13 protein-coding genes are annotated in these 14,653 nt (G+C 63.7%); 4 read left to right on the forward strand and 9 right to left on the reverse strand.

What is annotated here, in order from left to right; all coding sequences use genetic code 11:
• Positions 1-5: 5 nt before the first annotated feature.
• From UC34_RS00445 to UC34_RS00455, 3 genes are all read right to left on the reverse strand, one after another.
• Positions 6-425 carry a hypothetical protein gene (locus UC34_RS00445; protein WP_157122946.1) on the reverse strand — a complete coding sequence of 140 codons (420 nt, stop codon included), beginning with the start codon at positions 423-425 and terminating at the stop codon, positions 6-8.
• 420 nt (positions 426-845) lie between these two features.
• Entirely contained in the window at positions 846-1,955 is a 1,110-nt protein-coding gene (locus UC34_RS00450) for an adenosine deaminase family protein (protein WP_044453228.1), read from the reverse strand.
• Positions 1,956-2,002: 47 nt separating this feature from the next.
• Positions 2,003-3,355: an NCS2 family permease gene (locus UC34_RS00455; RefSeq protein ID WP_237165202.1), complete on the reverse strand. Its 1,353-nt coding sequence runs from the start codon at positions 3,353-3,355 to the stop codon at positions 2,003-2,005.
• Between the two features lie 249 nt (positions 3,356-3,604).
• Here UC34_RS00455 and UC34_RS00460 point away from each other — a divergent pair, with 249 nt between their 5' ends.
• Positions 3,605-4,657, forward strand: coding sequence for a LysR family transcriptional regulator (locus UC34_RS00460; protein ID WP_084070264.1), 1,053 nt, complete (start codon positions 3,605-3,607; stop codon positions 4,655-4,657).
• 123 nt (positions 4,658-4,780) lie between these two features.
• Here the strand turns inward: UC34_RS00460 and UC34_RS00465 are convergent, their stop codons facing one another.
• From UC34_RS00465 to UC34_RS00480, 4 genes are all read right to left on the reverse strand, one after another.
• The gene (locus UC34_RS00465; protein WP_044453230.1) at positions 4,781-5,872 is read right to left on the reverse strand and encodes a nucleoside hydrolase; all 1,092 of its coding nucleotides are present in this window, start codon (positions 5,870-5,872) and stop codon (positions 4,781-4,783) included.
• Between the two features lie 121 nt (positions 5,873-5,993).
• Positions 5,994-7,124 (reverse strand): porin, encoded by a 1,131-nt coding sequence (locus tag UC34_RS00470; RefSeq protein WP_044453231.1) that lies wholly within the window; start codon positions 7,122-7,124, stop codon positions 5,994-5,996.
• Between the two features lie 270 nt (positions 7,125-7,394).
• Entirely contained in the window at positions 7,395-8,678 is a 1,284-nt protein-coding gene (locus UC34_RS00475; protein WP_044453232.1) for a DUF445 domain-containing protein, read from the reverse strand.
• Between the two features lie 109 nt (positions 8,679-8,787).
• Positions 8,788-10,968, reverse strand: coding sequence for a malate synthase G (locus UC34_RS00480; protein ID WP_044453233.1), 2,181 nt, complete (start codon positions 10,966-10,968; stop codon positions 8,788-8,790).
• A 484-nt stretch (positions 10,969-11,452) separates the two neighbouring features.
• Between UC34_RS00480 and pepE the strand changes: the two genes are divergently transcribed.
• Both pepE and UC34_RS25705 read left to right on the forward strand, forming a co-directional pair.
• A complete protein-coding gene (pepE, locus tag UC34_RS00485) occupies positions 11,453-12,166 on the forward strand; it encodes a dipeptidase PepE (RefSeq protein WP_044453234.1) in 714 nt (237 codons plus the stop codon).
• Positions 12,167-12,746: 580 nt separating this feature from the next.
• On the forward strand, positions 12,747-13,037 hold the full coding sequence (locus UC34_RS25705) for an EamA family transporter (RefSeq protein WP_044453235.1): 291 nt from the start codon (positions 12,747-12,749) through the stop codon (positions 13,035-13,037).
• A gap of 148 nt (positions 13,038-13,185) precedes the next feature.
• On the opposite strand, the gene UC34_RS00495 is transcribed toward UC34_RS25705, so the two are convergent.
• On the reverse strand, positions 13,186-13,608 hold the full coding sequence (locus UC34_RS00495; protein ID WP_044453236.1) for a hypothetical protein: 423 nt from the start codon (positions 13,606-13,608) through the stop codon (positions 13,186-13,188).
• A 154-nt stretch (positions 13,609-13,762) separates the two neighbouring features.
• On the opposite strand from UC34_RS00495, the gene UC34_RS00500 reads away from it, so the two are divergent.
• Complete coding sequence (locus tag UC34_RS00500; RefSeq protein WP_044453237.1) at positions 13,763-14,119, forward strand: DUF2288 domain-containing protein; 357 nt, start codon at positions 13,763-13,765, stop codon at positions 14,117-14,119.
• A 114-nt stretch (positions 14,120-14,233) separates the two neighbouring features.
• On the opposite strand, the gene UC34_RS00505 is transcribed toward UC34_RS00500, so the two are convergent.
• Complete coding sequence (locus UC34_RS00505; RefSeq protein ID WP_044453238.1) at positions 14,234-14,617, reverse strand: hypothetical protein; 384 nt, start codon at positions 14,615-14,617, stop codon at positions 14,234-14,236.
• Positions 14,618-14,653: the final 36 nt, after the last annotated feature.

Genomic DNA, 14,653 nt, shown 5'->3' on the forward strand with positions numbered 1-14,653 from the left:
ATGACTTAATGAACCTCACTTCTTAAAAACGCGATCAATGTTTGATATTCGGAGAAACACCCGTCGAGTCGACGCGCCGCATGCTCGGCAGTGTCGTCGTAACCGATGTCCGTTACGCCGAACAACACGCAGTCCTGCGCGGCCGGCATGAAAAGCGTGCGCGCGGACGTGTCTGCCGAAAAGCAATTTGCCGTTATCACGGCAACCAGGTCGGCGTGATGCCGCGCCGCGGGCGGCAAAGCGATGCGGAAGTAGAGATCGAACGTGTCGAGCGTGCCGTTGGCGCGGAAATAGACGGCGTCGCCGTTTTCCAGTGTTACGCCCGCTCCGGGCGTTTCGCGGGCCTGAAGGCCGTCCAGTTGAAAGCGGCGAGCTATCGCGTCCAGGAAATCGTTCAGCCGGCGCTGCGGCATATCGAAGGGCACGAGCGACGCGCGTGAAGGCGGGTCGATCCGGTCGACGTGTGCTGGCTCAGGTGTCGACCGACGGAAATTGGGTTGCATGCTGCGCTTGCCGAGTCATGGTGAAAAGAGCGGCGCATGGTAGCGGCTCGTCGTCACTGCGAATAGACAGCACGCCGCTTTTGGGGTGAATCATGGAGATTGATGCCGCATTTTCCCGGCTATGGCATTCGCGTCATTCATGTCGGGTCTTTCCGTTCGTTACGATCTTAAGTGAGCGCGCGACGGGCACTGTGACCGAAAGCGGCGAGCGCCGAAGCGCTCAAGGACGAGTAAAGGAAAGAGTCAAGGGACGAGCAAAGGGACGAGCCTGGGAACGAAAAAAAGCCGCCCGGAGGCGGCTGAAGGTCGGGTGAGACCAAGGAAAGCGTTGCGCTGGCGCGCTCAGGTGGCCAGCGACTGGGTGAGCACGTCGCGCGCGTTGTCGAATGCCTCGTTGAAACGGCGGCGCCAGTCGTGTCGCGTGCTGTCGTCGATCCATGCGCCGTCAAGGCCGTTGTGCATGAAGGTGCGCAACTCATCGAGCGAGAAGCCGAAGTGGCTGAACATCAGCTCCCATGCCTGCGCCGGATTGACTTTGTGAAGCGTGGGATCGTCGGTGTTCGGGTGAATCTTCAGGCCGAGGCCCGGCATGCGGCGCATGGGGTGATCTTCTGCCCAGCGCTCGGGGGCGAGCGTACGCAGGTAATAGGAATTCGTCGGCACGACCGTGAAGACGATGCCGCGCTCGGCACATTCGCGTGCGAAATGCGGGGCGTCGACGATGGTATAGCCATGATCGATGCGATCGCATTTCAACAGCTCGACGGCGGTCTCGACGTTCGTCCAGGGCATGCCGAATTCGCCCGCGTGCGCCGTCGTCCTGAAGCCCGCAAGGCGTGCGTTGCGATAGGCTTTCCAGAACAGTTCGGGCGGACGGTCGTTTTCGCGATAGTCGATACCGATGCCGATCACTTCGTCGGCCCGATGGGCGCGCATCCAATCGACCATCTCGACGGCTTCGGCCGCGTCGGCTTCGCGGTCGATGCTTGGAATCAGACGGCCGACGATACCGTGATCGCGCTCGGCGTCGCGAATGGCGGCGACGATGGCGTCCTGTGCGGCGGCATACGGAATGCCGGACGTGCGCACGGTGCCGGTGGGGTTCCAGAAGAACTCGCTGTACCGCACGTTGTACTCGGCGGCGTCGGCCAGATATTCGTACGCGACGCGATGCAGGTCGTCCGGGCACGTGAGCAGATATTGATCGAGCGCGCGCAGCACGCGCAGCACCCCCACGGGCTTCTCGCCACGTGTGTAGAACGCGTCGATCTCGGTGCGCGCGAGCGGCGCATTCGACTTCTCGGCGAGCGCAACGAACGTGTCGTGACGCACCGCGCCGAGCAAATGGCAGTGGAGTTCGACCTTCGGCATCGTACGGAAGAACGTGCGATGCGCCTCCTGTATCTGCACGCCGGTGCGTGCGGCGGGCACGTGGCCCGGTGTCTCTGTCATAACGTCCAATCTTGATAATTTCGGGGCAATGCAGGCGCGTGAGTCGTTCAATGACGTCCCACGACCGTCCAGAAGTAATACGCCAGCGGCAAGGCCAGCACGTACAGGCCCCACGGCAGTTCCTTGAAGCGGCCCATCAGCGCCTTGACCAGCACATAGCACAACAAGCCCCCGGCGATACCGGTGCCGAAGCTGTTCGAGAGCAGCGTGAGCAACACCATCGCCAATACGGGGAAGGCGTCGCTGAAGTCGTCGAACGGCACATGTCGGATGGTGCTGAACATCGACAGGCCGATGAGAATGAGCGCGGGCGCGGTAGCCTCCTTCGGAATCGCCAGCGCGACCGGCACGAAGAAGCACACCAGTGCGAACATCACGGCGGCGGCAATGGACGTGAGTCCGGTGCGCCCGCCCGCCTCCACGCCTGCGGCCGATTCGACCAGCGCGGTGAGCGCGGGAATGCCCAGCAGTGCGCCGCCCGTGGCCGCGATCGAGTCGACGAGGAATGGACGGTTGATGTTCTCCATGTTGCCGTGCTCATCGAGCAAACCGGCTTTGCCGCCCACGGCGAGCGTGGTGCCCAGCGTGGAGAAGAATTCCGCCGCGAAGAATGCGAAGAGGTAAGGCAGCGCGGAGATCGTCAGCGCGCTTTTCAGATCGAGCTGGAAGGCGACCGGCGCGAGGCTGTGCGGCAGCGAGATGAACGACTCCGGCACTTTCGTCACGCCCAGCGGCACACCGACGATCGCGGCGACGAGGATCGACCAGAGGATGGCGCCGGGCACTTTGCGCCCCTGCAACAGCACGGCCACGCCCAGACCGATGAGCGCGACGAGGGTGCCCGGCTTGCTGAAGTCTCCCAGCGCGAAGGCGTTCGTCTTGACGTTGGCGACGACCATGCCGGCGTTGCGCACCCCGAGCACGGCGATGAACAAGCCGATGGACGCGCCGAGGCCGAGCTTGATGGCCGTCGGAATCAGACGTGCCACGACACTGCGTGCGCCAACAAGCGTCAGCAGCAGGAACAGCAGACCCGAGAGGAACGCGATGGCGATGCCGGTCTGCCAGGCGACGTGTTCGGTGGCGGCGAGCGTCACGCCGACGATGACCGACCCGCCGATACCGGGGCCGACCACGAACGGCAGGTTCGCGTAGCACCCCATCAATACCGAGAACAGCACGAACACGAGCATGACTGCCGTGGTGGCCGCGCCGCGATCCATGCCGCCCGTGGCAAGCAGCGAGGGAATCACGACCAGCAGGTATGCCGCCGCGAGGAACGTGGTGATACCGGCGAGCACTTCGGTGCGCACGCTCGAGCCGCGCGCGCCGATGGCGAAGCGGCGTTCCAGCCAGCCGCCGGGGACCGGAGCAGGCTGCGCCCGGGATGTCGGCGGCACCGTATTTCGCTCAGAAGAAGAGGTCTGCATAAGCCAAGAATAGAAGGTCTCTGAATGCCGCTTCATGGGGGCACCGTGCCAGGCACTTTACGTGGGTGCGACTATAAATAAAAAATGAAATTACTTATGATTCGATAATTCGAATCTATTCTGTGCGGCGCCTCTGGATTTCCGGGGAGATCCGGTCTCCGGCGGCGTCGCGACACCGTTGTCTTGCCGTCACGATTGACGAACCTTCAGGAGCGCGTCATGGCGACTTCGTCCCGCCGTCCCGAGCACACCCCCCACACCATCGTCAAGGCCGATGCTCTGTCCTCCGCCAGGGCTATCCCCGCAGGGGCCACGGTCCCCGGCGCGGCTTCGGCCCTGACGTCGGCCGGTGTGCCGCCGCTACCCGCGCTGACACTGCGTCAGGTGCAGTACTTCGTGGCCCTTGCGCACTCGCGCAGCTTCACGCAGGCGGCGCACGCGCTGTCGGTCACGCAACCGGCGCTGACCGCCGCCATTCGTCAGATCGAGTTCCTGCTCGGCGGCCGGCTGTTCGAGCGTTCCGCCCATCGTCTGACGCTGACCGAGGCGGGGGCGACGATCCTCCCGCTGGCGGAGCGCCTGCTCAACGCGGCGCGCGGCACGTTCGACGATATGACGAGCACCTTCACATTGCAGGCGCAGACGGTACGCATCGGTTTCATACCGTCGGTCGCGGCGCGCCTGCTCCCTGTACTCGGCAGTCTGCGCGACGCGCATCCGAACGTGCGATTCGCACTCTCGGACCTGCCCAACAGCGAACTGGTCGCAGCCCTGGCCCGCGGCGAAATCGATCTGGGCGTCGGCATTCGCGATCAGGCCGATGAGGCCGGTCACGCCGCCAGCGCCGAGGGCTTTCGCTGCGACGATTTGTTCGACGACGAGATCGTGCTCGTTGCACGTCACGACGATCCGCTCGCCTCGGGCGGGTCCGTCACCTGGTCTCAGCTCACCGAACGCGACCTCGCCGTGTTCGTGCGCGGCAACGTCAGCGACTCGCTGCAACGCACGGGCGGCTCGCAAAACCTGCGGCTTGAGCCGAAGTACCGCATGGAGTACACCGAGCCGCTTTATGCACTGGTGCGAAGCGGTCTCGCACTGGCCATCCTGCCCCGGCTCTACACGCTGCATCTGCACGATCCGGCGCTGGTCGCACTCGATGTCGTCGCCCCGCGCGTGACGCGCACGGTGGCGCTGATGTCGCTCGTGGGCAAGGAGCGCGGCCCGCAAGTGAGCGCATGCCGCGACTGGATCGCCGAACATCTCGCGACCTGAGCGCTGAAGCGCGGCGCCGGGCTGTCATGGGGCGCCATGCAACCACGCGGCGGCCAGTCGAAAGACGGCCACCGCGCGGCTACCGGTGCGTCACCGCTGACGAGTCACGACCGGGGGAACCGCCTACGGCAAACGCGCGATACGTTCGAGCAGCAAGTCGTAGAAGCGCTCGGCGTCGATGTCGGTGAGCCACATCGCGTTGGCCGGACGCTTCGTGCGGCCATTCCAGTCCACGACCGTTTCACCGAGCGTGAGCTGTCCGGTCGTCTCCACGGCCACATTGACGCGCCGACCGCCAAACATTGTCGGGTCGAGCAGATAGGCGATGGTGCACGGGTCGTACATCGGCGCTTCTTCCACACCGCGACGGCGCTTCTGATACGCGACGCCTGCGGCGAGAATGTCGGCGACGATCGGGCCGCAGCGGTTCTTGAGCGCGCGAAACGGCGCGATACGCGCCGGCGTGATCAACGCTTTCAGGCTGACATCGCGCGGCACCACGGTCACGGGCACACCGGCGCCCAGCACGATGCTCGCCGCTTCCGGGTCGACGAAGATGTTGAATTCGGCCGCTGGCGTGTAGTTGCCGCGCTCGAACCATGCGCCGCCCATCAGCACGATTTCACGAATCGCTTTTGCGCCTTCCGGGGCGGCCGTCAATGCGGTCGCGATGTTGGTGAGCGGCCCGATGCCGACGAGCGTCACGCTTTCGGGGGCCGCCGCGCGCAACGTGTCGATGAGGTAGGTCACGGCATGCGGCTTCTCCAGCGGGCCGCGCGGCTCGTGCAGCTCGACACCGTCCAGGCCCGAGCGTCCCATGACGTTCGCCGCAGTTACCAGATCGCGCATGAGCGGCTTGGGGCAACCGGCGTAGACCGGCAGCGACCGGGTCTTGCCGGCCCAGTCGCGCACAATGCGGGCGTTGCGCTCGGTCAGGTTCAGCGGCACGTTGCCGCCCACGACGGTGAGCGCCTTGAGGTCGATCTGCTCGCGCGAGCCCAGGGCGAACAGGATGGCGATGGCATCGTCCTGCCCCGGGTCGCAGTCGATGATGACCGTGCGGCGCGGCGTGCCGTCTGCCGTGAGCGGCGAGGCGCCTTCCGTTGTCGTCATTTTGGCGAAGGCGCTGCCGGCGCCGGTGCTGCCGAGCGTGACCAGGGAGGCGGCAAGCGAGGTGCGCAGGAAGCTGCGGCGGCTGCGTGGCTTGCTAGCCATGTCGTGCGGTGGAGTCCGTTCGTTCATGTCGTCGTGGGGTCGAACTTGCTAATCAATCAGAGACAGCGGGAAGAGACAGCAATAGCAGACAGCAATAGGAGACGCGGTGCGTATGCGTCTATCAGAACGTGTGGCGCATGCCGAGCGTCACGGCCATCTGTCGCTTGGTGCTCGACGCCGCGTAGCCGAAGAGCTGCGCGACCTGCGCGTCGCCGGCGGCTTGCTGCGCGTTGAGCGTGAGCGCAACGTCCGTGCGCTTGGACAGCCAGTAGTCGGCTTGCAGGTTGACCTGGTGCCATTGCGGACGCGTATTGATCACATCGTACTTGCCTGCGGTGAAGCCGTACGCTGCACCCAGCACAAGCGCGGGCGTGACGTTGTAGTTCAGCGTCAGGTTGTAGTTCTGCAGATGCAGGTGCGAGTTGTCGAGGTACGTGTAGTTCACGTCCGAGAACATTGCGCCGATGAGGGCCGGGCCCCAGCGATAGAAGCCGCCCGTGGCGAAGATGCGCTGCTCGCGGGCATAGACGTTGGCGCGCGTGGCGCTCTTCGAGAAGATCAGCAGCGGGCTGGCGTAATCGTTGGCGATGGCGCCGTCGTTGTTCGTGCCGCTGAACGGATTGTTGTACTGCGCGTAGGCGGCATTCCAGTCGAAGTCGCCGTACTTGTACCCGAGGCCGAAGCTGTAGGCGTTGTTGTTGCGAAAACCCGTGGCCGAATTCGAGAAGCCGTATTGTGCCGTGCCGTGAAAGCCGCCTACGGTCGGGCTGACCCACTTCACCGAGTTCTGCATGCGGATATCGTTGTATCCGTTGTCGTTGTCACCAATGTTCACGCCGTTGCTCGAAATGATGATCGGGCCGACGTAGTCGTGAATGGTGTCGTACTGACGACCGAGCGTGAGGGTGCCCCACTGCTTGTCGGACAGGCCGACGAACGACTGGCGACCGAAGGCGCGACCATTTTGTGCGCCGGTGCCGTTCACGATGCTGAAGCCGGCTTCGAGCGTGAAGATGGCCTTGGTGCCGTTGCCGAGATCTTCCGAGCCCCGGAAACCCCAGCGCGGATTCTGGTTGGTGCCCGAGAGCGCCTGCCAATTCTTGCTGCCACCCTGATTGCTCACGTAACCCACACCGCCCGAGATCAGGCCGTAGATAGTGACGTTGCTTTGTGCGTGTGCGGCGCTCGCGCCGAGGCCCATGGCTGCGGCGAAGCCGGCAAGGCCCAGGCGGGCCAGAATCGTGGTCTTCATGAGGTGTGGCTTTCTCTAAGGTCGGTGTCCGTGCGCTTGCGAGAGTGGGCGCGGTTCGGACCGAACTATAGGGAAGGGGGTTGTATAAATATAATTTTGATTATTTATATATCAATAAATCGAATCGATATAAGCACGGCGTTGCCGCGAAACGCCGCGCGGGGGCTTGCGTGGCGGGCGGTTGCCCCAAACCGGGGCGGTCCGATGGACGTTGCGTGGGACAGACAGTGGGGGGCGACGCGCCGGCCGCCGCCGGCGCTGCAATGTTCGCTACCCCCGCGCGAACAGTGTCGGCGCCTGCGCAATCAGGTAGAGTGCGGCGCCGATCAGGCCGCCCACGAGCGTACCGTTGATGCGGATGTACTGGAGATCCTGTCCAACGCTAAGACGGATCTGGCGTGACAGATGCTCGGCGTTCCAGCCGTGCACCGTCGCACGGATGTGTTCCGTGACGAAATCGGCGAAGCCCGGGGCCATGCGCTCGGCCGCATCTCTGAGTTGCGCATCGAGCGCCTTGCGCAGCGACTCGCTGCGCGCGAGCTCCTGACCGATCCACGCCGCCGCGCCGGTGATCTTCGCGCCAATCACCGAATCCTCACGTGCGAGATCCTGCTTCACCCAGCTGCGCCACTCGTTCCACAGCCCGCCCACATAAGCGTTCAGCGCGGTGTCGCCCTTCAACTGCGCCTTGAAGTCATCGAGCTTCGCCTGCAGGTCGTGGTCGTGTTTGAGCCGCGCAATGAAGCCGGCCACCGCGCGATCGAAGGCCTGACGCAGCTGATGCGACTCGTCGGCCTCCATCTGCGCGAGCATGCGTGTCACCGCCGCCGAAATCATGTCGGAGCCCTTGTTGCCGATCCATTCCGAGGGCAGCACCTTTTCCTTTTTCGGATGGTCGGTTTTCAGCCACTCGACGATGCGCGCGGAGATGAACTCGCGCGTCTGCGGCTCGTTGAGCAATGCCACGAGATAGTCGAGCGTTTCGTCGAGCAATGCCTGATGACGTCCGTCCCGGGTCAGCGTATCGAGGATCGCCGCGGCCGATTGCGACAGGTCGAGCCGGTCGATCATCGTATCGAGCGCGCGGCGAATGAACGCCTGTACGTTGCGCTCGTCCATCACGTCGAGTACGCCGCCGGCGACCTTCACGAGCACCGTGCTCAACTGACGCGTGTTGTCGTAGGAGCCGAGCCAGCGAGTGAGCGCATCGGCGGGATTCTGCTGCTCGATAAGCCGCACGACCGATGGCGTATCGAGAAACTTCTCTCGCACGAAGCGTGCGAGACCGTCGCCCAGCGCGTCCTTCTTGCGGATGAGGATGTTCGTGTGGCGTGCGAGCCCGGGGATCGGAATGCGGCGGAACAGCGCTTCGACGGCGAACCAGTCGGCCAGACCGCCGACCATCGCTGCTTCGGCGGCGGCCCGCACCCACCCGGTGAGGAAATGCACGGGCATGAAGAGCGTGGCGATGAAGATCGCCAGCGCGACGAGCAGAAACGACAGTGCGCGCCGTTCGGCGCGTTGCAGGGCGATGGCGGGATCGATGACATCCATGCGCGAACCGGCTCCTGAAAATACGAAGACGCCTGACAGGTTACCCCGTCAGGCGTCTCGTGATAAGTCTGGTGTTCCGCGACTTATCGGCTGCGATTACGGAAAACGATCAGCCGCGTTGCTTCGCCTTGAGTTCCAGACGGTACTTGTGCAGCAGCGGCTCGGTGTAACCGTTCGGTTGCGTGAGCCCTTCGAACACCAGTGCGCTCGCCGCCTTGAAGGCGAGCGAGTTCTCGAAGTTCGGGGCCATCGGCACGTAATGCTTGTCGCCGGCGTTCTGCTTGTCGACCACGGCGGCCATGCGCTTCATCGTCTCTTCGACCTGCTCGCGCGTGATGACGCCATGACGCAGCCAGTTGGCCAGATGCTGGCTCGAAATACGCAACGTGGCACGGTCTTCCATCAGGCCGATGTCGTTGATGTCGGGCACCTTCGAGCAGCCCACGCCCTGATCGATCCAGCGAACGACGTAGCCCAGAATGCCCTGCGCGTTGTTCTCGATCTCCTTGCGGATCTCTTCGGCGCTCCACTCGGCCTTGGCCACGACCGGCACTGTCAGCAGACCGGCGAGCAGGGCGTCGCGCTCCTTCGCGTAATCGATCTTCTCGAGTTCCTGCTGAACGGCCTGCACGTCGACCATGTGATAGTGCAGGGCGTGCAGCGTGGCGGCGGTGGGCGACGGCACCCAGGCGGTGTTCGCGCCGGCCTTCGGATGCGCGATCTTCTGCTCGAGCATGGCGTGCATCAGATCCGGCATGGCCCACATGCCTTTGCCGATCTGTGCGCGGCCGCGCAGGCCCGCCGCCAGACCCACGAGCACGTTGCTCTTCTCGTACGCCGTGATCCAGGCAGACGACTTCATGTCGCCCTTGCGCATCATCGGACCGGCTTCCATCGCGGTGTGCATTTCGTCGCCCGTGCGATCGAGGAAGCCCGTGTTGATGAAGGCGACGCGTGCCGCGGCGGCGGCGATACAGGCGGACAGGTTGACGCTGGTGCGGCGCTCTTCGTCCATGATGCCCATCTTCAGCGTGTTGGCCGGCAGGTCGTACAGCGCTTCGATGCGACCGAACAGCTCGTCGGCGAACGCCACTTCGGCAGGGCCGTGCATCTTTGGCTTGACGATGTAGATCGAACCGGTGCGCGAATTCAGGCGGTGCTTGCGATCGTGCAGCGACGCGAGCACGGTGACCACGCCGTCGAGAATGCCTTCCGGAATTTCGCGGCCGTCGCGGTCGGTGATCGCCGGGTTCGTCATCAGATGGCCGACGTTGCGGATGAACAGCAGCGAGCGGCCGTGCAGCTTGACGGGCTTGCCGTCGGCGCCGGTGTACTCGCGATCGGCGTTCAGACGGCGCGTGAACGTCTTGCCGCCCTTCGAGACTTCTTCGGTGAGCGTGCCCTGCATCAGGCCCAGCCAGTTGCGATAGAGATCGACCTTGTCGTCGGCGTCCACGGCGGCGACCGAGTCTTCACAGTCGATGATGGTCGTCACGGCGGCTTCGACGAGCACGTCCTTGATATGGGCGGCATCTGTCTTGCCGATCGGGTGATTCGCATCGAACTGAATTTCGAAATGCAGACCGTTGTGCTTGAGCAGCACGGCCGTCGGGGCTGCGGCGTCGCCCTGGAAGCCGACGAACAGCGACGGCGTGGCCAGCGAGGTCTTGCCGTTCGTGGTCGTTACGACCAACTGGCCGTTCTCGACGGCGTAGCCGGTGGCGTCCTTGTGCGAGCCTTCGGCCAGCGGCGCGGCCTGATCGAGGAAGCCGCGCGCGAAGGCGATCACGAGTTCGCCGCGCTTCGGGTTGTAGCCGGTGCCTTTCTCCGCACCGCCGGTCTCGGGGATGGCGTCGGTGCCGTACAGGGCGTCGTACAGGCTGCCCCAGCGCGCATTCGCGGCGTTCAGGGCGTAGCGGGCGTTCGACAGCGGCACCACGAGCTGCGGGCCTGCCTGTTCGGCGATCTCGTAATCGACGTCCGCCGTGGTGGCCTTGACGCTTGCCGGGGCGGGCAGCAGGTAGCCAATTTTTTCGAGGAAGGCGCGGTAAGCGGCCGGGTCGGCGATCGGACCCGGGTTGGCGCGGTGCCAGTTGTCGAGCTCGCCTTGCAGACGATCACGCTCGGCGAGCAGTGCGCGGTTCTTCGGGGCGAGGTCGTGAACGATGGCGTCGAAGCCTTTCCAGAACGCGTCGACATCGACACCGGTGCCCGGGAGGGCTTCCTTTTCGATGAACGCGATCAGATTGTCTGCGACCGTCAGGCCGCCACGCTTGGAAGTGGAAGTCATGATGCTGTACTCGAGTTTGAAAACCTGGTTGACGCGACGCCGTCCAGCTCTTGGCGCGATGCCGACGCATTTTGCGACGGGCACTTCGTCAGGAGAACGGACGTTAAGGGGCAGTCGGGCAGTCTTATATAAGAGTCTGAGTGTAATCCTTCTCCGGTCGCTCGGAAACCCGGTATTTCCAGTCCCGGCACCCGCGCAGCTTATAGGTGGGATAAGGGTTTGCGTATGACATCGGCGCCATAAGGCTTTGCGTCCGATGCGTGATTTTTCGTGTGCAGTTGCAGCATTCGGTATGGCGTTTCACTTTATGAGAAACGCCGCGTCATGGGTGAGGATGGGGTGAGACGCGCGTGCGCAGACAATTTGATCGGGCGATGGCGATCGTCGGGACGGCGGGTACACTCGACGTTTTCGCGCATCGCCAGGCGCTGATCGCATTGTTGCGAAATTCCCCCAAAGACCTGCTGCCCAGGAGGCATGAGTCGTGAAACAGATTTTGATGATGAGCAGCTCCCGCAACGGCACTTCGGCGTATCTGGAACATGCCGAAGATCAGGTGCATGCGGTGCTCAAGGGGCGCGCAAAACGCGTGCTGTTCGTGCCATATGCCGGGGGCATCACGTTCAGCTTCGATGAGTACGAAACGCGCGTGAAGCCGTCGTTCGAGCGTTTCGGTTACGCGCTGGAGTCGATTCATCATCACAAGGATGCGCGCGCGGCCGTCGAGCAGGCCGAAGCCGTGGTCGTTGGCGGCGGGAACACGTTTGTGTTGCTCGACCGCATGTACAACGCGGGCATCGTCGGGTTGTTGCGCGAGCGCGTGAATGCGGGCATGCCTTACGTCGGGTGGAGTGCGGGCGCGAACGTCGTGTGTCCGACCATTCGCACGACCAACGACATGCCGATCGTCGAGCCGCCTACGCTCAAGTCACTGAACCTTGTGCCGTTTCAGGTGAATCCGCACTTCATCAGCGGCAAGCCGGCGGGCCACAACGGCGAGTCGCGTGAGGAGCGGCTGGCGGAGTATCTCGCCATCAACCCGGATGAGCGCGTCGTGGCGATTCCGGAAGGCGTGGCGCTGCACGTGCACGGCGAACACGCGACGGTGCTCGGCGAATTCGATGCCTTGCATTTCAGGCAAGGCGGCGTTGTCGACAAGATTCCGACAGGGAGTACGTTTGCGTTGGCGTCGATCTGAAGCGTCGCCATGAAGGACGCGAGGCGACAGCGATTCGACGTCGCTGCGTCAGGCGGATGACCTTGCAGGATGAGGCTTTCCGTAAATTCCGAAATGCGCCTTGTTTGCCCAAGGCCTCGGTCGCGATACGTGTTTGTGGTGGCACAATTCCGACTCACTTTTTGATCCATCGAAACCCATGCGGGTCGGGAGTGAGGGGTGGGCCTCATTCCCGGTTTTCGTCGGGCAATTGCAGTGCACGCTTAGGCGAAGCGGTGTGGCTTCGTTTGCGTCGCAAAGAGAAAGTGAGCATGTCGTCAGAGTTCGGGGCCGTTCGGGCGGACCGTCAGGCGCCCCGTAAAAGTCCATGCGGGCCGGAAGTCTTCGCGCTTGCGGCGGCAGGCCTTAACGGTACGATCGGCGTGTTGACCCGGACCGGCTTCGAACAAGGGGCGACGGCAGCGTCGATCGCGTTCTGGAAGTGTCTCGGTGCGTTCTTGCTGGTCTCCGTATTATGTATGTGCAGACGCGAACTACGTATCGAGGTGGTGACGCTTGCCAGACGTTGTGTCTCTCCGACACCGGCGCTACCGGAACGGCAATGGGCATCTTGCTGGCGCTTGCGGGCGGATGCGGTTACGCGTTGTTCATCTTTCTTTCGAAGTGGTTCAGGATTGGCGCCCGATTTCCGCAATTGGTGTGGCTTTTCGGGATTGCCAGCGGGCAGGCAAGCACGGTACAGATTATCGAGACGAGCGATCCACTATTTGCCACGTTGTTCGGGTTCTGGATTTTCGGCGACACACTCAATCTCTCGGGTACGTTAGGTGCGGCATTCATCGCAATAGGGCTGATTGTCGCCGTCTGGCGTCGCCGCGCCGGCGCAACCTGACCGACGGGGCAAGCGGATGAAGTCGATGAAGCGTCCTTCGTTGACGTAAACGACACCGCCGCCCGGGCGTATGCCACGGGCGGCGGGAATCTTGCTTCAGCGTCGAGGCGCGCGCAGCGGCGATGTCGCCGCTTTATGGGCGCGACGCTCAGGCGTCGTCGTCGAGCCAGGGCACTTCGACGTCGGTCAGGAATGCGACCATGGCCAGCGGGCGCGCCTCGTGGCGGCCCATCTTGCCGTCGGCGCGATGCCATACGACTTGGAACGTCTCGGGGTGCTTGTCGGCGATCAGCTGCACGGTGCGCAGCTCTTCTTCTTCGGCTTCTTCGATGGGGCCGTCGAACGACAGCACGAGCGCCTGCGGCCACACGCCATCTTCCGGATCGTAGACCTTGTCGCCATTCGGCACGTCTACCACCGCTTCGACGCCGATCGTCGCCGACGCTGCCACGATCATCTCGCCCAGCGCGCGCAGCAACGCGGTCGCACGTGCAGAGTTGATCTGGCGCATGGCGAGATCGCCGCGCGTCAGCGCTTGTTCCAGCTTGGGGTCGGTTTTTTGTTTGGACATGCGGTTCCTCGGTAAAACGTTAGCCACCACGCGGCGGCCATGCCATGTCACTGCGACACCGGCCCACACGCGGGGTTCCGATGCTACCACCGTCACGCTCGCCGGGGCGCATTACAATGCGGGTTTTCGCAATTCGCACATCCCCACGCCCCTCATGGATTCCTCCAAACCCACCGATTCCGCCAAGCCTGCCAACACGGGCGCCGATACGCAACCCAGCGATGTCTATCTGCGCCTGCTGGGCGAAACTGCCAAGATCGACTGGAAGGATCTGGAATCGTTTTTCGCACGCGGGGTTCTGCTGTTCGTCTCGCCCGGGGTCGACCTCGTGTCGGTCGCCGAGGCCGTCGCGAACGACGACAAGGCCACCGTCACACAATGGTTGACCTCAGGCATGGTGCAACGCATGCAGGCGGAACAGGCCGCCGATTTCGCCGCGCGCACGCCCGAATTGTGGGCCGTGGTCGTCGCACCGTGGGTGCTCGTTCAGGAGCGCGGCATCGCGGCCTGAGTCCCGTTTTTCGTCATGGGCGGAGTGTCGCGCTCGTTGGCGCGGGCAGATCGTCATGCGGCATGCCTGACGACCGATCGGTGATCTTGCCTCGGCCTGCCGCACCGCGCGGCGTTATTCCGTGATGCCCGCTTCCACTAGGCGTCGCGTGCAGTCTTCCAGCAAGTCCTGCGCCACCGCGGATGCGTACGCGTAGTCCGCGTCGAGCGATTCGGTCATTTCATGCGCCGTATAGAGGCCCGCTTCGCGTGAGAGCGTACCCGCGAGCTCGCGGGCGAAGTCGTCGCTCAGCGTGGAGAGCAGGCGTCGTTCGTCCAGCGGCAATTGCAGCTTCGAGCGCGACAGCCACATCTGCGCAAGCGTTGCGCCCTGCTTGTCCGTCATCCACTGACCATGCTCGTAGAACGCCGACAGACGCTCGGCGGTCAGCGCGAACAACAGCGCGCGGCGGGTGTTGAAATTCAGACGAATCGGTTGATTGGGCGTGGCTTCCGGCATGACGGCAACCGCAATATGCGGACGAAAACGAGATCA

Source organism: Pandoraea vervacti (genome assembly GCF_000934605.2).
Taxonomy (GTDB): Bacteria; Pseudomonadota; Gammaproteobacteria; order Burkholderiales; family Burkholderiaceae; genus Pandoraea; species Pandoraea vervacti.